Genomic DNA, 21,076 nt, shown 5'->3' with positions numbered 1-21,076 from the left:
TTTGTATGTACAGCCTCGAAGACCTGCTTCACCTGATGAGCCGTCTGCGCGACCCGCAGTACGGTTGCCCGTGGGACATCAGGCAAACCTACGCGACCATCGTCCCTCACACCCTCGAAGAAGCCTACGAAGTGGCTGACGCCATCGAGCGCGGTGACTTCGATCACTTGCAGGGCGAGCTGGGTGATCTGCTGTTTCAGGTGGTCTATTACAGCCAGTTGGCCAAGGAAGAAGGGCGCTTCGAATTCGCCGGAGTGATCGACAGCATCACCCGCAAGCTGATCCGCCGTCATCCGCACGTGTTTCCCACCGGCGAACTGTACGCACCGTTGGATGTGCCGCGCCTGAGCGAAGAGCAGGTCAAGCAGCGCTGGGAGGAGATCAAGGCCGAAGAACGCGCCGAGAAATCTGCCGCGCCCGAGCAGCTGTCACTGCTCGACGACGTGCCCGCCGCGTTGCCGGCACTGTCGCGTTCGGCCAAGTTGCAAAAGCGTGCAGCGCAGGTCGGCTTCGACTGGCCGGATGCTTTGCCGGTGCTGGACAAGGTGCGCGAAGAGCTCGATGAAGTGCTCGAAGCCATGTCCGAAAATGATCCGCAAGCGGTGGCCGACGAGATCGGCGATCTGCTGTTTTCCGTGGTCAATCTGGCCCGGCACCTGAAGGTCGATCCGGAAGCCACGCTGCGTGGCGCCAACGCCAAGTTTGAAAGACGTTTCCGTTTTATCGAACAGGCATTGCGCGACACCCGTCGTCCCATGGAAGATTGCACCCTCGAAGAGTTGGACGCCCTGTGGGGCGAAGCCAAACGTCAGGAAAAGAATCTGCCCAGCTGCGGCTGAGCCGTTGCCCAAGTGAGTAAGCATTAATGAGCCTTTCCCTTCGCGACCAGTTGCTCAAAGCAGGCCTGGTCAACCAAAAGCAGGCCAAGCAGGTCAGCAAAGACAAGCAGAAGCAACAGCGTCTGGCCCACAAAGGGCAGGCCGAGCTGGATGATTCGCAGCAGCGCGCCGCCCAGGAAGCCATGGCCGAGAAGGTCAAGCGCGATCAGGAGTTGAACCGTCAGCAGCAGGAGAAAGCCGAGGCCAAGGCCCGTGCCGCGCAGGTCAAGCAGTTGATCGAAGTCTCGCGTCTGCCGAAGCTGACCACCGAGGATTACTACAACTTCGTCGACGACAAGAAGGTCAAGCGCATCTCGGTCAACACGCTGATGCGCAACAAGCTCAGCAGCGGCTCGCTGGCGATCGTGCACCATGCCGGCGGTTATGAAGTGATCCCGCGTGAAGCGGCCCTGAAGATCCAGGAGCGCGACCCGCAGCGTATCGTGCAGCTCAACGTGCAGACCGAAGAGGTCAATGCCGAGGACGATCCGTATGCGGCCTATCAGATCCCGGATGATCTGATGTGGTAAACCGATAAAGCTGTAACAACCCAAACTGTGGCGAGGGAGCTTGCTCCCGCTGGACTGTGTAGCAGGCCCCTGCTCTTGAGTTGAAGAACAGGGCCGCTTCGCGCCCCAGCGGGAGCAAGCTCCCTCGCCACAGGTTCAATATTCGCCTAAGCGGATTTCAGATCCCGCTGCTGTTCCTGCAGTTCGAGTTCGGCCTTGTAGTTGTGGGCGTCGATCTCGTTGTGGAACATGCCGACCAGCAAGTCTTGTTGATGCACATCCCAGATCCGTACTCCGGCGGCTACGCCTTCATGGGACATGTGTGAATCGTCGCGTTCAGTTACTTTCACAGTCATCTGCTAGCTCCAAATCTCAAGTTATCTGCAGCAAGGCGTGTGCAGGACTCTTTTATATGATTTGTTAGCTTGCTAAGTAAACGCTTGATTCGCGCAAGGTGTTGTTGCGGTTTTTGCAACAGTGCTGCAGCCCGCGTAATCCGCGACATTCGGTCGCAGGGCGGGAAGTTGCATGACAGAAGTTTCATTTTCAGCCTGACGCAATCCCATGTAGGAGCTGCCGCAGGCTGCGATCTTTTGACTTTGATTTTTAAAAGACAAGATCAAAAGATCGCAGCCTGCGGCAGCTCCTACATGGGGGATTTGTGGCGGCCATGAGTTTTGTGCGGACCAAAAAAACGCCCCGAACCAGTCGGGGCGTTTTTGTGTGTGGCTCAAGCGGGGGGAATTACTTGCCTTCCCAGCGCTTCAGCACCAGCGTGGCGTTGGTGCCGCCGAAGCCGAAGCTGTTGCTCATCACGGTGTTGATGGTGGCGTTCTCGCGGGTCTTGGTCAGCACCGGCAGATCGGCCACTTCAGGGTCCAGTTCGTCGATGTTGGCGGAACCGGCGATGAAGTTGCCTTCCATCATCAGCATGCAGTAGATCGCTTCGTGAACGCCGGCGGCGCCCAGGGAGTGACCGGACAGGCTCTTGGTCGAGCTGATTGCTGGAGCCTTGTCGCCGAACACTTCACGCACACCTTTCATTTCCGCGACGTCGCCGACCGGCGTCGAGGTGCCGTGGGTGTTCAGGTAGTCGATCGGGGTGTCGACGGTGGACATTGCCATCTGCATGCAGCGGATCGCGCCTTCGCCACTTGGGGCAACCATGTCGTAGCCGTCGGACGTTGCGCCGTAGCCAACGATTTCGGCGTAGATCTTGGCGCCACGGGCCAGAGCGTGTTCCAGCTCTTCAACCACGACCATGCCGCCACCGCCAGCGATGACGAAACCGTCACGGTCGGCGTCGTAGGCGCGGGAGGCTTGTTCCGGGGTGTCGTTGCGCTTGCTGGACAGGGCGCCCATCGCGTCGAACAGGAACGACTGGCTCCAGTGCTCTTCTTCACCGCCACCGGCGAAGACGATGTCCTGCTTGCCCATCTGGATCTGTTCCATGGCAGTACCGATGCAGTGAGCACTGGTGGCGCAGGCAGAAGCGATGGAGTAGTTCAGGCCCTTGATCTTGAACGGCGTGGCCAGGCATGCGGAAACGGTGCTGCTCATGGTCCGCGTTACACGGTATGGGCCAACGCGTTTCACGCCTTTCTCGCGCAGGATGTCCAGCGCTTCCATCTGGTTCAGGGTCGACGCGCCGCCGGAGCCGGCGATCAGGCCGGTACGCGGGTTGGACACTTGCTCTTCGGTCAGGCCGGAGTCAGCAATGGCGTCTTTCATGGCCAGGTAGGCGTAAGCCGCTGCGTGGCCGACGAAACGATAGATCTTGCGATCGATCAGTTCTTCAAGGTTGAGGTCGATGGAGCCGGAAACCTGGCTACGCAGACCCATTTCAGCATATTCCGGGTTGAACCGGATGCCAGGGCGGCTTGCACGCAGGTTAGCGGAGACGGTCTCTTTGTCATTGCCCAGGCACGAAACAATGCCCAGACCAGTGATAACGACGCGGCGCATGCGAATAACCCTTAGAAGTTGTCAGTGGAGGTGAACACGCCGACGCGAAGGCCTTCGGCGGTGTAGATTTCGCGACCGTCGACAGTCACCGAACCGTCGGCGATGGCCAGGTTCAGCTTGCCCTTGAGGACGCGTTTGATATGAATGTTGTAGGTGACTTTCTTGGCGGTCGGCAGGACCTGGCCGAAGAATTTCACTTCGCCCGAACCCAGCGCACGGCCACGGCCCGGCAGGCCTTGCCAGCCCAGGAAGAAGCCGACCAGTTGCCACATGGCGTCCAGACCCAGGCAGCCCGGCATCACCGGATCGCCCTCGAAGTGGCACGCGAAGAACCACAGGTCAGGGTTGATATCCAGCTCGGCGACCAATTCACCTTTGCCGTACTTGCCGCCTTCTTCGCTGATCAGGGTGATGCGATCCACCATCAGCATGTTCGGGGCGGGCAGTTGCGCGTTACCTGGGCCGAACAGCTCACCGCGACTGCAGCGCAGCAGGTCTTCCCGAGTAAAGGCGTTTTGTTTGGTCATGCGAGCTCCTCAATAATCCCATGCGGCAGGTGGGGCAAATCTTCCCGGCCGATCGACGCGTTCATGCCTCGTACCGGCAGCCTACTCATAGACTATTGCGTTGTGGTGAAAGTCACAGCACCAAGGACATGAATGTACACTTGTGCACTGAAATTTTTATTCAAGCCTCTTTTGAGGCTCGTTCGGGTGCCTAAGACTGCCGCACTTTCGCTTTTCACGCCAGTCGCAGATGGTCGAAAAACCGTCACTACTGCACCCAGCGCTGCAGAATCTGTTGTAGGTCATTGCGTTTGAACGGCTTGGCCAGGTAATCGTTCATGCCCGCCGAAAGGCAGGTTTCGCGGTCGCCCTGTAGCGCGTTGGCGGTCAGCGCGATGATGGGTACCTCGCCGCGTCCGGGCAGCAGGCGGATCTGCCGGGTCGCCTCGTAGCCGTCGATGATCGGCAACCGGCAGTCCATCAGAATCACTTCGTAATCATTGCCTTCGGCGCTGCGTACCGCTTGCGCCCCGTCCGTGGCAACGCTGACAGTAAAGCCGAGGCTGCGCAGCATGGCTTCGATGACCGTCTGGTTGACCGGATTGTCCTCCACCAGCAACACATTGCGTCCTTCGCCATGCCCATTGCCGCTGGCTGCGCGCGTTGGCGTCAGCTGCGGCAGCGTCTGCTTATATAAGGCCAGCGGGATTTCAAGAGTGAACACCGAACCCAGGCCTTCTTCGCTTTGCGCCCGCAACGTTCCGCCCATGCGTTCGGCCAGGGTGCGGGCGATCGGCAAGCCGAGGCCGGTGCCGCCATAGCGCCGGGAAATCGAACTGTCGGCCTGCTGGAAGGCGTTGAACATCAACTCCAGACTCTCCGGGGAGATGCCGATGCCGCTGTCGCGCACCGAACAGGTGAACCACAGCAGTTCGTGATCCAGCGACTGCCACTGCGCCTCGATGCTGACCCGGCCACGCTCGGTGAACTTCAAGGCATTGCCCACCAGATTGACCAGAATCTGCCGGATCCGCGTCGGGTCGCCCTGCACCTGCAAGGCGCGCATGTCCTCGGGGATCCGCAGGTTCAGGTCCAGGCCACGCTGCACCGCGCTGTGCTGGAACGACTGGGCACACGCGCCGATCAGGTCGGCCAGATTGAACGGAATGTGCTCAAGCTCCAGCTCCGAGCGTTCGATCCGCGAGAAGTCGAGGATGTCATTGATGACTTTCAGCAGGTGTTCGGTGGACTCGGAAGCCAGCGCCGCGTACTCGATCTGCTCCTCGGTCATGTCCGTGGTTTCCAGCAACTGCAACATGCCCAGCACGCCGTTCATGGGGGTGCGCAGTTCGTGGCTCATCATCGCGAGGAAATCGGATTTGGCATTGTTGGCTTTTTCCGCTTCCTCGCGGGTCTGGATCAGTTGCGCCATCGCCTGATGCTGTTCGCGGCTGGCCTGTTCCAGGGCCTGGGCGAGGTTGTTGATGTGCTGCGACAGCGCGCCCAACTCGGTGTCATCGACGATCGGCAGTGGGGTCTTGTAATCGCCTTGCTGAATCGCCTTGACCGCGTTGCCGATATCGCGGATCGGCGCCGACAGACTGCCGGCCAGACGCCGCGCCAGAACAAAGGTGAAGAGCAGGGCGAACAACGCCAGAATCCCGGCCTTGAGCAGAATTTCCTGTTGGCGCTGACTGAAGGCATCGTTGGACAGACCGACGATCACCCGGCCCAGATAGTCCTCGCTGGTCACGTTGTTGCTGGCTTTGGCGTCGTGGAAAAAATCGCTGTTGAGGGCGATTCGTTGCAGGCGCACCGGGGCCTGGAACACCTCGACCTGATGCGGTCGGTTATGCGCGTCGGCGGCTTGTTCAACGTAGGCGAGAATCCGGTTGGCGCTGTCCTGCACTTCCAGAAAACGCACGTTCGGCGTGGCCAGGGTCGCTTTGAGCAGGCTTTCCAGCACTTCGTTGTTGCCGGAAATCACCCCGTACTCGGTGGCGGGCGCCAGTTGATTGGCGATCAGTTGCCCGGTGTGATTGAGCTCCTGCCGTAAATCCTGAATCCGCACGAAGGTAAAGAAACTGATCAGCAGCAGCGTGAGCAGCAGGGCCGGGCCGAGGCTGATCAATTGCGTGCGGGTGTTGATGTCCCAGCGGCGACGCAGATTCATGGGTGGCTTTCTCCTTCAGCCAACTGGCGGGCAACAGACGCTTCATCGATTGGCTCGATACCCAGGGAACGAGCGACCTGCACATTACTTGAGACCTTGAAGCGATCGGGGTAGAGCGTTCGCGGCCACGTCGCCGGCGGGCGATCGAGCAACTGGTCAAGGATCGCCAGCCAGTCGGGCTGATCGCTGTAAGTGCTGGCGAGGCTGCCGGCACGCACGAACGCCGCGTTCGGCCCGACCAGCGCCACTTGCCGGGAGTAACTGCTGAGCAACAGGTTTTTCGCGGTTTTCGGGTTGTACAGATCGGGATCGTCGAGGCCCAGCAATACGTCACTGTTTCTCAGCACGCTTTGCAACGGGCGACTGTCCTGGGTGTTGTCCCAACGCTGGCTGACGATTTGCAGATTCAGCGGCGCTGCGGCCTGATGCAGCTCCTTGAGCAGGAATTCGCTGTGTTGGTCGAACAGCACGCCGACCCGCCGCACCTGCGGCAGAATCCGCCGAATCAGTTGCAATTGCCGCCCCAGCGGCGGGTCGCTCCACAGCAGACTCAAGTGCGGCGGTTGTGCGCCACCCAGGCGTTGCCGCGCTTGCAGTCGGCTGATGCGCAACACCAGCGTCGCCGGGCCCTGGGGCTCCTGCAGACGCCAGTCGAGGCTGGGCAGGTCGAGCAGAATCATCCGCAGATTGGCCGGCAACTTGCCCGGCGCCGGCAGGCTGGTCAGTGGCTGGAACCGCACGTTGTCAGTGGGACGCAGCTCGCTCAGGGCCTGGACGAAGGCTTGCACCCCGGGGCTTTCTTCGGCACCGGTCAACAGAATATCGGCAGCTTGCACCGCCACGCCGTGCAGCCACGCGGTCAAAAACAGACAGACACCCGCCAGCCAGTGGCCAAGGGTTGGCGTCTTGTTTGCCGTGGCGTAGCGCACCCTAGAACTCCAGCTCGGCGCTGAAGTACAGCACCCGGCGTTCGTCGTAATTGTTGTCGACGAAAGTGGTCGGCTGGTTGTCGAGCCGCTGCTGCAGCACGCCGGCCAGTTGCAGTTGCGCCTTGCACAGCGGGATGCGTTTGGCGATGCGCGTGTCGACGCGCTCGAAGCGGTAGCCGTTGAGCGCGTTGTCGCCGTAATAGAACAGGGCGCTGTTCCAGCCGTGGCCCCAATCACGCAGCCAGCCGGCAGAACCGCTGTTACGCGAGGTGAATTGCTGATCCAGCGGATTGCTCGCTTCGGCGTCGACGAAAGCGTAAGTGAGGCGCAGGCGATCGATCATGCTCAGGCGCCAGTCGAGCTGGGTTTCGGTGCCGCGAAAGCGTGAGCTGTTGGCGTTGCTGGCGATGTACTGATTGTTGCGCAGCGGCTCGCTGATCATCCCGGTGATTTCGTCGTAGAACAGCTTCACGTCCACGGCCAGCCCCAGCTCGGCGAAATAGCCGTTGTAGCCCAGTTCGCGCGAGCGCATGTGCTCCTGATCGAGATCGCCGGGCCCGCGGGTCTTGACGAAGTAACGCGCCGAAGATTGGCCATAGGCGGACGGCCGCAGGTTACTTACCTGATAGCTCCAGTTGACGTTGTTCTCGAACATGTCCGGCGAGCGGATCGCTTCCGAGTACACCGCGCGCAGGCCATGGCGCGGATTGATCAGATAGTTGACGGCGAAGCGGGGCGTCAGCGAGCTGCCGATCAATTGGGTGTTTTCGAACATGGCGCCACCCTGCAACAGCCAGTGTTCACTGGCGCGCCATTCCAGTTGGCCGAACGCGCGCCAGGTGGTGTCATCCAGCGTGCCGTTGAAGTAGGTCTCGGAATCGGCCCGGTCGTAACGATAGTTCATGCCGCTGACCAGTCGCAGGCTGTCGGACAGACTGAGGGTGTCCTGCAATTCGAGATCGTAGCGTGATTCGCGGGCGCTTTGATCGATGTCGCCACACAGGGTCTGGCTGGCACCGTTGCGCCACTGATCCAGCACCTGATTGGCCAGGGCCATTTCCTGCGGGGTACCCGGCGCGGCGCCAGGGCCGGTGAAGCGGGTGATATTGCGTGCCAGGCGTTCGGTGTAGTTCGGGTTGAGCTGCCACAGCTGGGTCAGTTGCGGGCTGAACGACACTTCGGCATCGCAGGCGCGCCACACTTGCTGGCGATCCCAGTGCTGGGCCGAACCCTGTATATAAAGGCTGTGTTCGGGATTGATGTCGAGATTCCAGCGCACCGAGCCGGCGTAATCCTTGGCGATCACGTCGGAATTGTTCCCGGCAGCGGTAATCCCCGAGAACACCGGGCGGTAGGTGTAAGGCCGCTGGTTGCTGCCGTCCTTCGCGTTGATCTGCCAGTCGAGGCTCTGGTTGTCGCTCAAGGTCTGGCTGACCGCGAGGCTGAAGCGGTTCAAGCGGCGGCTGTCGCGATAATCAGCGCCGGTGCGGTCGCTGTCGAAGCCATCGTCTTCCTGGCCGGACAGCGACAGACGCAGGTCGCCGCCGTTCCAGCCGGTGCCCTGGCTTGCGTAGAAATCGTTGATGCCGCGCTGGCCACGGGTGTACTTCAGGCGCGTGCCGTGGCTGTCTGCCGGGTTGCGGGTGATGATGTTGACCACCGCCATCAGCGCGTTGGCGCCGTAGCTGACGGTGTTCGGCCCACGGAAAACCTCGATCCGCTCGATGTCTTCCATGGCCACTGGAATATCACTCCAGTCCACCGTGGCCAGGCCTGCGCGGTACACCGAACGGCCATCGATCAGCACCTGCATGCGCCGCGCTTCGCTGGCGTTGGTCCCGTGATAGTTGACCGCCGCCTGATTGCCGCTGATGTTGCCGACCATCATCCCCGGCACCAGCCGCAGCAGCTCGCTGATGTCCCGCGCGCCGCTGGCGTTAATCAGCTCACTGTCGAGCACGGTCATGCTCCCCGGCACTTCCGCCGGTGTCTGTTTCAGGCGCGTGGCCGTCAGCACCTGCGGCAGCATTTCACTGTCGACAAACAGGTCATCCGCCTGCAACACCGGGCTGAACAGCAGCGCCAGCAGCAGCGACGAACGCGAGGGGGGAGAGCCAAAAGACACGACACAGCCTTGATCGCAGAGAATTGGCGCGCATGTTAACCGAGGACAGTGACTTTTCCAGTCACGATGCTGGCATTTTCCTCGGTTTTATTGGTCTTCTTCTTACAAGTGTCGGTAATTGATGCAGGGGCTGGCCGCGCTCCGGTCGCCCCGTATAATGCCGCCATCGCCACTGGTATGGATTAACGGATTGCATATGACTGAACAGCGCCCGATTGCGGTCCTGGGAGGCGGAAGTTTTGGTACCGCCGTGGCCAATCTTTTGGCCGAGAACGGCCATCAAGTCCGGCAGTGGATGCGTGACCCCGAGCAGGCCGAGGCCATCCGGGTCAACCGCGAGAACCCGCGTTACCTCAAAGGCATCAAGATTCTGCCGGGAGTGACTGCGGTCACTGATCTGCAGGCCACCCTCGACGCTTGCGAGCTGTGCTTCGTCGCGCTGCCGTCGAGCGCGCTGCGCACGGTGCTGGCCGCCCACGCCGAGCGACTGAGCGGCAAGATGCTGGTCAGCCTGACCAAGGGCATCGAAGCTCACACCTTCAAACTGATGAGCCAGATCCTCGAAGAAATCGCCCCGCAGGCGCGTATTGGCGTGCTGTCCGGGCCGAACCTGGCGCGGGAGATCGCCGAGCACGCGCTGACCGCCACCGTGGTCGCCAGCGAAGACGAGGAATTGTGCAAACAGGTGCAGGCTGCACTGCATGGTCGCACCTTCCGCGTATATGCCAGTGCTGACCGTTTTGGCGTCGAGCTGGGCGGGGCGTTGAAAAACGTTTACGCGATCATCGCCGGCATGGCGGTGGCGCTGGAGATGGGCGAGAACACCAAGAGCATGCTGATCACTCGCGCCCTGGCCGAGATGACCCGGTTCGCGGTGAACCAGGGTGCCAACCCGATGACCTTCCTCGGTCTGGCCGGGGTCGGTGATTTGATCGTCACCTGCTCGTCGCCGAAGAGCCGCAACTATCAGGTCGGGTTTGCCCTCGGTCAGGGCTTGAGCCTCGATGAAGCAGTGTCGCGCCTGGGCGAAGTCGCCGAAGGTGTGAACACCCTGAAGGTGCTCAAGGCCAAGTCCCAGGAGGTTGGCGTGTACATGCCGCTGGTCGCCGGGCTGCATGCGATTCTGTTTGAAGGACGCACGCTGGAGCAGGTGATCGGTCTACTGATGCGTGCCGAGCCGAAAACCGACGTCGACTTTATTTCCACCAGCGGTTTCAACTGATTCAACAGGAAGCGAGCCATGAACGATCCGAAAACCGAAGCCAAGTACGAATCCATCCTCCTGCGGGTGCTGTGGATGATCGTCTACGTGCTGGTCTGGCAAGTGGCGCAGTTCATCCTCGGCGCGGTGGTGCTGGTGCAACTGATCTATCGTTTGATTTACGGCGCGCCGAGCGCCAGCCTGATGAATTTCGGCGACAGCCTGAGCCAGTTCCTCGCGCAGATCGGCCGTTTCGGCAGCTTTCACAGCGATCAGAAACCCTGGCCGTTTGCCGACTGGCCAACCCCGCGTGCCCCGGAAGGCGAAGCACCGCACGCCGTGCCGCCAGCGCCGCATCCGGCCCGCGATGAGGAACCCAAGCTATGAAACTCTGGGTGTTGCGTCACGGTGAGGCGGTGCCTTATGGCTCGTGCCCCGATTCCGAGCGGGCGTTGACCGAGCAGGGTCGCAAAGAGGCCTTGAACAGTGCAGCCCGATTGATCGGTCAGCCACTGACGGCGATCTACGCCAGCCCTTATCTGCGTGCGCAACAGACCGCGCAGATTGTCCGCGAGGCGCTGGGGTTCGAGCCGGAGATTCGTACCGTCGAATGGCTGACCCCGGAGACCGATCCGGACAAGGTCACCGATCAACTGGTGTCGGTGAGCAATGTGCTGCTGGTCAGTCACAATCCGCTGGTGGGCAACCTGCTGAGCTATCTGCAGCACGGCGCCGGATATCCGCCGGAGAAGGTCGGCACCGCTGGCCTTGCCGAGCTGGAAAGCCCTGAATTGCTGATTGGCTCGATGACCCTTAACAGCCTGAAGCATCCTTAAAAGCAAAAGATCGCAGCCTGCGGCAGCTCCTACATTGATCCGTGTAGAAGATGCCGCAGGCTGCGATCTTTTGATCTTGTTTCTTTTGGTAAAAAATCCAACCAAGCACTTGCTTGGTTGACTACGCTTGCTCCAGACCCAAAAAACAGGAGCGAGTCGCATGTCTGCCGCCTTCCGTTTGCCGCTGGACGTGTTCTACGAGCGCGAGGCCCGGCACCCGCGCCAGCGTTTTCTGGTGCAGCCCATCGGTGGCGGGCAGGTCGAGACCCTGACCTGGGCCGATGTCGGTCATCAAGCGCGTTGCGCCGCGCACTGGCTGCGCGCCCGGGAATTACCGCAAGGCAGCCATATCGCGCTGATCTCGAAAAACTGCGCGCACTGGATCATCGCCGATCTGGCGATCTGGATGGCCGGGCACGTCTCGGTGCCGCTGTATCCCAACCTCACCGCCGACTCAGTGAATCAGGTGCTCACGCATTCGGAAAGTGTGCTGGCGTTCATCGGCAAGCTCGATGATTGGCCGGGCATGTCCGTCGGTGTGCCGGCGGATTTGCCGACCATCAGCCTGCCGCTGCACCCGCCCGGTGAGTTCGATTTCAGTTGGGATGACCTGCAAAAAAGCTCGCCGATCCAGGACGATCCGCGTCCTGCGGCGGAGCAACTGGCAACCATCATCTACACCTCCGGCACCACCGGGTTGCCCAAAGGCGTGATGCACAGTTTTGCCAATCTGGGGTTCGCCACGACTCGCGGCACGCAACTGTTCGGGCTTAACGAGCAAGACCGGCTGCTGTCGTACCTGCCGCTGTGTCATGTCGCCGAACGGATGTTCGTCGAGCTTGCGTCGATCTACACCGGGCAAACGGTGTTCTTTGCCGAAAGCCTCGACACCTTCATCACCGATCTGCAGCGGGCGCGGCCGACCGCGATGTTCGGCGTGCCGCGGATCTGGACCAAATTCCAGATGGGCGTGTACGGCAAGATCCCGGCCAAGCGCCTGGATTTCCTCCTTGGCCTGCCGTTCCTTGGCAAGCGGGTCGGGCACAAGGTGCTGGCCGGCCTGGGCCTTGATGCCTTGCGCGTGGCGCTGTCCGGTGCGGCACCGGTGCCGCAGACCTTGCTCAGTTGGTATCAGAAGCTCGGCCTCGATGTGCTGGAGGTCTATGGCATGACCGAGAGTTGCGGCTACTCGCACATCTGTCTGCCGGGTCAGTACAAACAGGGCTGGATCGGCAAACCGTGCCCGGAGGTCGAGGTGCGGATCGACGAGTCCGGCGAGGTGCAGGTGCGCAGTCAGGCGAACATGCTCGGCTATTTCAAGGAGCCGCAGAAAACCGCCGAGACCCTCACCGAGGACGGTTTTCTGCGTACCGGCGACAAGGGCGAGCAGGATGCCGAGGGGCGCTTGCGCCTGACCGGCCGGCTCAAGGAAATCTTCAAGACCAGTAAAGGCAAATACGTCGCCCCGGCGCCGATTGAAAACCGGCTGGCGGTGCACTCGCGGATCGAACAGGTCTGTGTTGTCGGCGATGGCCTGAGTGCGCCGCTGGGCTTGTGCGTACTGTCGACGGTCAATCAGGAAGAAGGGCGGGCCAGCCTGCATTCGAGCCTGGAAAAACTGCTGGAAGAGGTCAACGCCGTGCTCGATAAACACGAGCGCCTGCGGCGGCTGGTGGTGGTCAAGGACAGCTGGGCGGTGGAAAACGGTTTTCTCACGCCGACCTTGAAGATCAAGCGCAATGTCATTGAAGACACCTACGGCGCGCGGTTTGAAGAATGGAGCGCGCGCAGCGAGGCGGTGCTGTGGCAGGATTGAGTGACCACCAAAACAACAAAGGAAGCCTGCGATGAGCTTGTGGCGCACCACTCCGAACATCGAGCAGTTGAACGCAATCCAGAAAAACACCATCGGCGAAGTACTGGATATCCGTTTCGAGTCCTTCGACGAGGAATCGCTGACGGCGAGCATGGTCATCGACCACCGCACCCACCAGCCTTACGGTCTGCTGCACGGCGGCGCCTCGGTGGTGCTGGCGGAAACCGTCGGTTCGATGGCCAGTTATCTGTGCATCGATGTCAGCAAGTTCTACTGCGTGGGGCTGGAGATCAATGCCAACCATTTGCGCGGTTTGCGCAGCGGGCGGGTGACCGCGGTGGCCAAACCGATTCACATCGGCCGCACCACGCATGTCTGGGATATCCGCCTGACCAGTGACGAGGGCAAGGCCAGTTGTGTGTCGCGTTTGACCATGGCGGTGGTGCCATTGGGCGAGCAGCCACCGCTGCGGTGATGATATATAAGATCAAAAGATCGCAGGCTGCGCCAGCTCCTACATGGGATCGTATTTCAATGCAGGAGCTGGCGCAGGTTCGGGCCGCGATCGGACGATCTTTTGCTTTTCACGACATCTCCACCACCCTTTCTGGCAGTTATGGTCATTGCTGCCGATCCTGGTCTTACGGACAATCAACATCACGTTTCCCGTTCATGGATAAGCCCGCATGTCGCAACCGATCTTTTTCGCCCACGCCAACGGGTTTCCCTCGGGCACCTATGGCAAGTTGTTCGCGGCGCTGGCGCCCGAGTACCGGGTTGCGCATCTGGAGCAGCATGCCCATGACCCGCGTTTCCCGGCGGACGACAACTGGTACAACCTGGTCGACGAACTGATCCACCATCTGCAGCAGCAGGATCAACCGGTGTGGGGCGTCGGCCATTCGTTTGGCGGCGTGTTGCACCTGCATGCGGCGTTGCGCTGCCCTGAGCTGTATCGCGGCGTGGTGATGCTCGACTCGCCGGTGCTGACGCGTACAGACCAGTGGGTGATCCGCGCGGCCAAACGCTTCGGCTTCATCGACAAACTTACCCCGGCCGGGCGTACTTTGGGGCGGCGCGAAGAGTTCGCCGATCTCGACACGGCGCGCAGCTACTTTGCCGGCAAGAGCCTGTTTCGCGGTTTCGATCCGGAATGCTTCGATGCCTATCTGCAACACGGATTGCATACGGTCGGCGGCAAGCTGCGTCTGCGCTTCGACCCGGCCACTGAAATCAGCATCTATCGCGGCGTGCCGCACACCAGTCCCGGTCGCACGCGCCAATTGCAGGTGCCGCTGGCGGTGGTGCGTGGTCACAAGAGCCGCGTGGTCATGCGTCATCACAGCCGATTCGTCGGGCGCCTGCCGCAGGGTGAAGCATTGAGCATGCCCGGCGGGCACATGTTTCCGCTCGAACGTCCGCAGGACACGGCGCGCCTGCTCAAAGAGCTGTTTACGCGCTGGGAGCGCCGCCAACAGAAGGATTGCGCATGAGCCCGACCTTCGAAGAAGTGCGCCTGAGCCTGCCGCATATCGAACTGGCCGCGCACTTGTTCGGCCCGGAGGACGGTCTGCCGGTGATTGCCCTGCATGGCTGGCTCGACAACGCTAACAGCTTTGCGCGGTTGGCGCCCAAGCTCAAAGGCCTGCGCATCATCGCCCTGGACATGGCCGGGCACGGGCATTCCGGGCATCGACCCAACGGCGCCGGTTATGCGCTGTGGGACTACGCGCACGATGTGTTGCAGGTCGCCGAGCAACTGGGCTGGAAACGCTTCGGTCTGCTCGGGCATTCGATGGGCGCGATCGTTTCGCTGGTGCTGGCCGGTTCGTTGCCGGAGCGCATCAGCCACCTGGCGTTGATCGACGGGGTAATTCCTCCTACGGACAAAGGCGAAAATGCCGCCGAGCGCATGGGCATGGCCCTGCAAGCGCAGCTGGATCTGCGCGAGAAGCGCAAGCCGGTCTACAACACCCTCGATCGTGCCATCGAAGCGCGGATGAAGGGGCTAGTGGCGGTCAGTCGCGAAGCCGCGGAACTGCTGGCGCAACGTGGTTTGATGCCGGTGCCCGGCGGTTATACCTGGCGCACCGACAATCGCCTGACCCTGCCATCACCGCTGCGCCTGACCCAGGAGCAGGCGATGGCCTTCGTCCAGCGCATTACCTGTCCGGCGCGACTGGTGGTGGCCGCCGACGGCATGCTGGCCAAACATCCGGAGTTGCTGGAGCGTCTACCCTTTAGCCAGGAACAGCTGGCGGGCGGGCATCATCTGCACCTGAACGAGGAGTCCGGTGCCGACCTTGTCGCAGACTGTTTCAATCGCTTCTTCGCCATTCCTTGACTTGCACCGGGCAACTGTCGAGGCTGGGCGGGTTGAAATGGGAGACAAACACGATGGATTTCTATACCGCTGCGCCCCCGACCCGCCAAGCCATGCCGATCCGATGAGCCTGACTATGCGGTCACTCAGTCTGTTGGCGCTGTGCTGTTTCAGTTCCGTTTCGTTCGCCGCCGACGTGCCCGGCAGCCAGGATCTGCAGATCGTGCCGCGTCTGGCCGATGCACAGATCGTCGACTATCGCCCTCCCGTGGAGCTTGAGCGGATCTATCCGCTGGGCTCCATCCGCAAGATCAGCGGCCAGTTGCGCTTTGACGGCCAGGTCACGGCGCGCGGCCAGACCACTTCGGTCACCTACGAGTTGCCCCCGGAACATTCCGCCACTGAAGCCTTCACCGCCGCCCGTGAAGCCCTGCAAAAGCAGGGCGCCGAGTTGCTGTTCTGGTGCCAGGCCCGCGATTGTGGCGAAAGCAGCCTGTGGGCCAATGAAGTGTTCGGCAACTCCAAACTGTACGGTGCCGACGAGCAACAGGCCTATCTGCTGTTGCGTCTGGCCGCACCAAAGGACAACACCCTGGTGGCGCTCTACAGCATCACCCGCGGCAATCGCAAAGCCTACCTGCATGTCGAACAGTTCGAAGCGGGCGCGCCGCTGGGCGAGTTGTTGCCGACCTCGGCCACGCTGTTGCGACAGCTCAAAAACACCGGTGAACTGGACTTTCCCAAGCTGACCGGGGATCCGGATGACACCTGGCTACGACTGATTTCCCGTGGCTTGAACCTCGACACCACCCAGCGCGTGACGATTGCCGGACCCAAGGCCGAGGCCTGGCGTCAGGCGCTGATCGGTCAGGGGGTGCGGGCGGCTCGGATGGAGGCGGGGAGCGCCGACGGCTCTGGCCTGCGCATCGATCTGTTGCGATAAGCTGCACCGGGCGTGCACGCGTGGCGTGTTCGCCTACTCTTTGACCGACTGACTTCTTCGAGACTTTACATGCTCAATAACGATCGGCTGTTGGTGCAAATCCTCCTGCTGGTGCTGTTCGGTGCCAGCCTGTGGGTAATGGCGCCGTTCTGGTCGGCGCTGTTCTGGGGCGCGGTGCTGGCGTTCGCCAGTTGGCCGCTGATGCGGCTGCTGACCCGCTGGCTCAATGGCCGCGAATCACTCGCCGCAGCTATTCTGACCCTGGGCTGGATGTTGCTGGTGGCGGCGCCGCTGGTGTGGTTGGGGTTCAACCTGGCCGATCACGTGCGCGATGCCACGGCGTTCATCAAGGATGTGCAGGTCGATGGTCTGCCGGAGGCGCCGGTCTGGCTCGGCAGCGTGCCGTTGGTGGGCGAGCGGCTGGTGGGTATCTGGAACAGCATTGATCAGCAGGGCGCAGCGCTGATGGTGTCGATCAAGCCGTATCTGGGGCAGGTGGGTAACTGGCTGTTGGCACGCAGTGCGCAGATCGGCGGCGGGATTCTCGAGCTGACCCTGAGCATTGTCTTCGTGTTCTTTTTCTATCGCGACGGGCCGCGCTTGGCGGCGTTTGTGCACGGTCTGCTGCAGCGCCTGATCGGCGAGCGTGCCGGGTATTACATCGAGCTGGTGGCCGGCACCGTGCAGCGAGTGGTCAACGGGGTGATCGGTACGGCGGCGGCGCAGGCGGTTCTGGCGTTGATCGGCTTTCTGATTGCCGGGGTCCCGGGGGCGTTGGTGCTGGGGATCGTGACCTTTCTGTTGAGCCTGATTCCGATGGGGCCACCGTTGGTATGGATTCCGGCCACGGCTTGGCTGGCCTGGAAGGGTGAGTACGGGATGGCGGTGTTTCTCGGGATCTGGGGGACGTTCATCATCAGCGGCGTGGATAACGTGTTGAAGCCCTATCTGATCAGCCGCGGCGGGAATCTGCCGTTGGTGATTGTATTGCTTGGGGTGTTTGGCGGGTTGATCGCTTTTGGGTTTATCGGGTTGTTTATCGGGCCTACGTTGTTGGCGGTGGCTTATAGTTTGTTGACGGATTGGAGCAAGAGTCAGGCTCGGGTTTAGGCGCCCTGGCTTTTTTGGGGTTGTGGGCATATCCGTTTTTTTGGGGGTTGCGGCTGGCGGTTTCGCCCTTACGGCGAGTCACTTTTTACAAACGCCTAAAAAGTAACCCAAAACGCTTGCTCCTACGTTCGGTCCGCTCGCTGGGGCTCGGGGTCCCTTCGCTCCGGGATTGATCCGGGCGCAGCGCCTACGGTTTGCTTCGCTGCACCTCCTCTCGCTTGTTTGGCTTCGCCAAACGGTCGCTGCGCTCCCACCCCCGGATCAATCCCTCCACTCAGCCTGCCGAAGGGGCCGGCACGGCAAGATCAAGAGCAGCAGCCGAGCTAACGCTCATCCCGTGTAGGAGCTGCCGAAGGCTGCGATCTTTTGATCTTGATCTTGATCTTGATCTTGATCTTGATCTTGATCCTGATCTTGTGGGAGCTGGCCTGCCAGCGAAGACGACCTGCGAGCCGACCAATCTCCAACAGACCAACCCCACTGTGGGAGCTGGCTTGCCAGCGATGGCGGCCTGCGAGCCAACCATTCTCTAACTGCCTGCATTCATATGACCGTTCCCACACCAATCCATGGAAACGATTACCCCATCACCTCAAGTCGCCACATTCAGGTATTTGCCCACCGGCGCAGCATTGTCCAGCGAATACTGCTTGCTCAAGTTGGCAATCATCCGGTTCAGCGCTTCGCGGGTGGTCTGGGTACCGGTGGTCTGATCTTCGGGCGGGCGTTCCCGACCTGCCTGTAGCGCCGCTTTCAGTTCGTCGCTGCTCACGCCACCGTTACTGTCGCTGTCGAGAACCTTGAGCAATGCAGCGCTGGTATCAGTGCTACTCGTCGAGGTGCTGTCGCTGCTTTGCAACGCGCTGCTCAGTTCGGTCTCGCTGATGCTGCCGTCGCCATCGGCATCCAGTTGGCTGAACAGTTCGTCGCTGGAGGCCTGTTGCGGCGGGGGAGGCGGTGGCGGGGTGAGGCTGGCGGTGAGTTCGTCCTGACTGACGGTGCCGTCCTTGTTCTTGTCCAGGGCCGAGAAGATTTGGTTGCTGTCGGCGCTGCTGCCGGCGCTGGTCAGGCCGTTGCTCAGTTCGTCGCTGCTGATGGCGCCATCACCATCGGCGTCGAGGGCGCTGATCAGGGCGTCGGCCAGATCGGTGTTGGGGGCTTGATCCTGCGGTGGCGGTGGGGGCGCCATGGCGGTCATTTCTTCGATGCTGAGGCTGCCGCTGGCGTCGCTGTCCAGATCACCGAATTGTTTGCTCAGGTTGACCAGCAGGCCATCGTCGGACTTCTGCGACAGCGCACTTTTCAGTTCGTCCTGATCCACCGCGCCGTCGCCGTTGCTGTCGAGTTTGGCGAACAGTTGCTTTTGCAGTTGCTGGCTGCGGGCGTTCTGGGTGGTGCTGCTGGTGCTGGTATAGCTCGTGTAGTTGCTGACGCTACTGATCATGGGCTCACTCCTTGGACTGTAAAACCGGTGGGTGTACCGGCTTGTGCAGACTCAAGGGGCAAGTTGTCCTGGGTATTTGGGTTTTGTACCGGGTGGTACACAGATGCCCCGATCCCCCTGTAGCAGCTGCCGAAGGCTGCGATCTTTTGCCGTTGCCCTATCCAGCACCCAGCAGAATCAAATGATCGCAGCCTCGTTGCACTCGACAGCTCCTGCAAATGGCTTTGATGTGTCTCAGGTGCGCGGCAGGCGGATGATCGCGGTCAGGCCGCCGCCGGGAGTTTCTTCCAGGTTCAATTGCCCACCCAGCCGCTGCGCGGCTTCGCGAGCGATGGTCATGCCCAGGCCGACGCCGCCGGAATTGCGGTTGCGTGAGCCTTCCAGGCGATAGAACGGTTCGAACACCGCCTCGCGTTTGTCTTCGGCAATGCCCGGGCCGTGGTCGATCACGCGGATCAACAGTTGCTCGCGTTGATCCTGCAGTTCGATGCGCGCCTGTCCGGCGTAGCGCAGGGCGTTGTCCATCAGGTTGTTGATGCACGAGCGCAGCGCCATCGGCTGCACTTGCAGCGGTGCGCAATGGCCGCTGACGTCAACGTCGGCGCCCTGATCCTGAGCGTTTTCGCACAGCGATTCGACCAGCGCCTGCACGTCCATCAACTGCAGGGCTTCGCTGGTGCGCTGTTCGTGCAGGTAGGTGAGGGTGGCGTCGAGCATGCCGATCATGTCGTTAAGGTCCTGGCGCATCTGACCTTGCAGTTTTTCGTCGTCGATCTGTTCCAGGCGCAGCTTCAACCGCGACAGCGGCGTGCGCAGGTCGTGGGAGACGGCGCCGAGCATGCGTGCCCGTTGCTGCACCTGTTCGCGGATGCGTTGTTGCATCAGGTTGAAGGTGTGCGCCGCTTGTCGGGCCTCACGCGGGCCGGATTCGTCCAGCGGCGGGCTTTCGAGGTTTTCACTGAGGCGTTCGGCGGCGTCGCTCAGGCGCTGGATCGGCCGGCTGAGCAGTTTGGCGCCGTACCACGCAGCAATCATCAGCGAGATGAACTGGAAGGTCAGCGGCACCAACGGCCCGCCGAACCAGGGGCGCGGCGGGCGATGGGCGAAACGCGGATCCGGCGGTGGCCGCTGGCCGTCGCCGCCCTCGCTAAACTCCGGGGGAGGCGGCGGTGGGGGCGGGCCGTAGTGGTGAAACCAGGCAAAGGCCAGCAAGTGCGCCAGGACGATCGCCACGAACAGCATGCCAAACAGGCGGCCGAACAGCGTGTCGAAGCGCGCTCGCATCAGCCGATGTCTCGCGCGTCGAACAGGTAACCTTCACCGCGCACGGTTTTGATCAACTGTGGGGCTTTCGGGTCGTCGCCGAGTTTTTGCCGCAGGCGCGACACCAGCAAATCGATGCTGCGGTCGAAAGCTTCGATCGACCGGCCACGGGCGGCATCCAGCAGTTGTTCGCGGCTGAGTACCCGGCGCGGACGTTCGATAAAGACCCAGAGCAAGCGGAATTCGGCGTTGGACAGCGGCACTACCAGGCCATCGTCGGCGATCAGCTGGCGCAGCACACTGTTCAGGCGCCAGTTGTCGAAGCGGATGTTGGCGCGCTGTTCCGTGCGGTCATCGCGCACACGGCGCAGGATGGTCTGGATCCGCGCCACCAGTTCCCGGGGTTCGAACGGTTTGGCCATGTAGTCGTCGGCGCCCAGTTCCAGGCCGATGATGCGGTCGGTGGGTTCGCAGCGGGCGGTGAGCATCAGGATCGGGATGTCCGATTCGGCGCGCAGCCAGCGGCACAGCGACAGGCCGTCTTCGCCGGGCAGCATCAAGTCGAGCACCACCACGTCGAAATGCTCGGCCTGCATCGCCTGACGCATGGCTGCGCCGTCGGTGACGCCGCTGGCGTGGATGTTGAAGCGCGCGAGGTAGTCGATCATCAGCTCGCGGATCGGCACATCGTCATCGACGATCAGCGCGCGGATGCTCCAGCGCTTGTCGTCTTTATGCTCATCAGTCACGGTGGTCTGGGTGTTGTGCATGGGGCTGTTCATCTGCCAGTAGGCCGCCAACCACAAAGATGGGCTGCGAGGTGGTGGTTTCAGCATAGGCGTCCTGCCGTGAGGCGGGAAGTGCTGATGTAAGGACGTGTTGCGGCTGGCGAGGCTAGCGCGGGCGCTTGTTGGCGGCGTGTCGGTTGTGTATCGGGTTCGACACAATAGCCGCGAGCGCTATGCTGATCACGTTTGCGGCGACGATTTACCGATCATCGGGTGCCGCGCTGGCGCCGCTTCCGCTACAATGCGCGCCGATTTCGACTTGCCTGA

General features: G+C 61.5%; 20 protein-coding genes. 11 read left to right on the top strand and 9 right to left on the bottom strand.

Annotated features, from left to right (window positions below):
• Positions 1-5: 5 nt before the first annotated feature.
• Positions 6-839: a nucleoside triphosphate pyrophosphohydrolase gene (gene mazG / locus JN524_RS05535; RefSeq protein WP_202368759.1), complete on the top strand. Its 834-nt coding sequence runs from the start codon at positions 6-8 to the stop codon at positions 837-839.
• A 26-nt stretch (positions 840-865) separates the two neighbouring features.
• Positions 866-1,408: a DUF2058 domain-containing protein gene (locus JN524_RS05530; protein ID WP_007968960.1), complete on the top strand. Its 543-nt coding sequence runs from the start codon at positions 866-868 to the stop codon at positions 1,406-1,408.
• 146 nt (positions 1,409-1,554) lie between these two features.
• On the opposite strand, the gene JN524_RS05525 is transcribed toward JN524_RS05530, so the two are convergent.
• The 6 genes from JN524_RS05525 to JN524_RS05500 form a co-directional block, all read right to left on the bottom strand.
• Entirely contained in the window at positions 1,555-1,743 is a 189-nt protein-coding gene (locus JN524_RS05525; protein ID WP_003227153.1) for a hypothetical protein, read from the bottom strand.
• A gap of 388 nt (positions 1,744-2,131) precedes the next feature.
• On the bottom strand, positions 2,132-3,352 hold the full coding sequence (gene fabB / locus JN524_RS05520) for a beta-ketoacyl-ACP synthase I (RefSeq protein WP_003227152.1): 1,221 nt from the start codon (positions 3,350-3,352) through the stop codon (positions 2,132-2,134).
• Positions 3,353-3,363: 11 nt separating this feature from the next.
• Positions 3,364-3,879, bottom strand: coding sequence for a 3-hydroxyacyl-[acyl-carrier-protein] dehydratase FabA (fabA, locus tag JN524_RS05515; protein WP_003227150.1), 516 nt, complete (start codon positions 3,877-3,879; stop codon positions 3,364-3,366).
• 247 nt (positions 3,880-4,126) lie between these two features.
• Positions 4,127-6,031: an ATP-binding protein gene (locus JN524_RS05510; RefSeq protein WP_202368758.1), complete on the bottom strand. Its 1,905-nt coding sequence runs from the start codon at positions 6,029-6,031 to the stop codon at positions 4,127-4,129.
• Positions 6,028-6,960 carry an ABC transporter substrate-binding protein gene (locus JN524_RS05505; RefSeq protein WP_202368757.1) on the bottom strand — a complete coding sequence of 311 codons (933 nt, stop codon included), beginning with the start codon at positions 6,958-6,960 and terminating at the stop codon, positions 6,028-6,030. Before JN524_RS05505 ends, JN524_RS05510 begins: the two co-directional genes overlap by 4 nt.
• Before the next feature lies 1 nt (position 6,961).
• Positions 6,962-9,085: a TonB-dependent receptor domain-containing protein gene (locus JN524_RS05500; protein WP_202368756.1), complete on the bottom strand. Its 2,124-nt coding sequence runs from the start codon at positions 9,083-9,085 to the stop codon at positions 6,962-6,964.
• Between the two features lie 196 nt (positions 9,086-9,281).
• Here JN524_RS05500 and JN524_RS05495 point away from each other — a divergent pair, with 196 nt between their 5' ends.
• The 9 genes from JN524_RS05495 (at position 9,282) to JN524_RS05455 (ending at position 17,314) form a co-directional block, all read left to right on the top strand.
• Positions 9,282-10,307, top strand: coding sequence for an NAD(P)H-dependent glycerol-3-phosphate dehydrogenase (locus tag JN524_RS05495; protein ID WP_007968955.1), 1,026 nt, complete (start codon positions 9,282-9,284; stop codon positions 10,305-10,307).
• A gap of 18 nt (positions 10,308-10,325) precedes the next feature.
• Positions 10,326-10,673 carry a DUF4389 domain-containing protein gene (locus JN524_RS05490; RefSeq protein ID WP_007968953.1) on the top strand — a complete coding sequence of 116 codons (348 nt, stop codon included), beginning with the start codon at positions 10,326-10,328 and terminating at the stop codon, positions 10,671-10,673.
• Positions 10,670-11,122, top strand: a complete 453-nt coding sequence (gene sixA / locus JN524_RS05485; protein WP_135296348.1) for a phosphohistidine phosphatase SixA — start codon at positions 10,670-10,672, stop codon at positions 11,120-11,122. Before JN524_RS05490 ends, sixA begins: the two co-directional genes overlap by 4 nt.
• Positions 11,123-11,282: 160 nt before the next feature.
• A complete protein-coding gene (locus tag JN524_RS05480) occupies positions 11,283-12,938 on the top strand; it encodes an AMP-binding protein (RefSeq protein WP_202368755.1) in 1,656 nt (551 codons plus the stop codon).
• A 31-nt stretch (positions 12,939-12,969) separates the two neighbouring features.
• Positions 12,970-13,413 (top strand): hotdog fold thioesterase, encoded by a 444-nt coding sequence (locus tag JN524_RS05475; RefSeq protein WP_202368754.1) that lies wholly within the window; start codon positions 12,970-12,972, stop codon positions 13,411-13,413.
• A 211-nt stretch (positions 13,414-13,624) separates the two neighbouring features.
• The gene (locus JN524_RS05470; RefSeq protein WP_202368753.1) at positions 13,625-14,431 is read left to right on the top strand and encodes an alpha/beta fold hydrolase; all 807 of its coding nucleotides are present in this window, start codon (positions 13,625-13,627) and stop codon (positions 14,429-14,431) included.
• Positions 14,428-15,282, top strand: a complete 855-nt coding sequence (locus tag JN524_RS05465) for an alpha/beta hydrolase (RefSeq protein WP_202368752.1) — start codon at positions 14,428-14,430, stop codon at positions 15,280-15,282. The genes JN524_RS05470 and JN524_RS05465 overlap by 4 nt, the downstream gene beginning before the upstream one ends.
• 115 nt (positions 15,283-15,397) lie before the next feature.
• Positions 15,398-16,204, top strand: coding sequence for a DUF4892 domain-containing protein (locus JN524_RS05460; protein WP_202368751.1), 807 nt, complete (start codon positions 15,398-15,400; stop codon positions 16,202-16,204).
• 69 nt (positions 16,205-16,273) lie between these two features.
• Positions 16,274-17,314, top strand: a complete 1,041-nt coding sequence (locus JN524_RS05455; protein ID WP_097088491.1) for an AI-2E family transporter — start codon at positions 16,274-16,276, stop codon at positions 17,312-17,314.
• 592 nt (positions 17,315-17,906) lie between these two features.
• Here the strand turns inward: JN524_RS05455 and xopAW are convergent.
• The 3 genes from xopAW to JN524_RS05440 all read right to left on the bottom strand — a co-directional run bounded on the left by xopAW (position 17,907) and on the right by JN524_RS05440 (position 20,791).
• Positions 17,907-18,758, bottom strand: coding sequence for a XopAW family type III secretion system calcium-binding effector (gene xopAW / locus JN524_RS05450; RefSeq protein ID WP_202368750.1), 852 nt, complete (start codon positions 18,756-18,758; stop codon positions 17,907-17,909).
• Positions 18,759-18,992: 234 nt separating this feature from the next.
• Positions 18,993-20,042, bottom strand: coding sequence for a sensor histidine kinase (locus JN524_RS05445; RefSeq protein WP_202368749.1), 1,050 nt, complete (start codon positions 20,040-20,042; stop codon positions 18,993-18,995).
• On the bottom strand, positions 20,042-20,791 hold the full coding sequence (locus tag JN524_RS05440) for a response regulator (protein WP_047600365.1): 750 nt from the start codon (positions 20,789-20,791) through the stop codon (positions 20,042-20,044). The genes JN524_RS05445 and JN524_RS05440 overlap by 1 nt, the downstream gene beginning before the upstream one ends.
• Between the last annotated feature and the right edge of the window lie 285 nt (positions 20,792-21,076).

Origin of the sequence: Pseudomonas sp. MWU318 (genome assembly GCF_016756945.1) — a bacterium.
Lineage (GTDB): Bacteria > Pseudomonadota > Gammaproteobacteria > Pseudomonadales > Pseudomonadaceae > Aquipseudomonas > Aquipseudomonas putida_A.
This window is presented reverse-complemented; position numbering and strand designations above follow the sequence as displayed.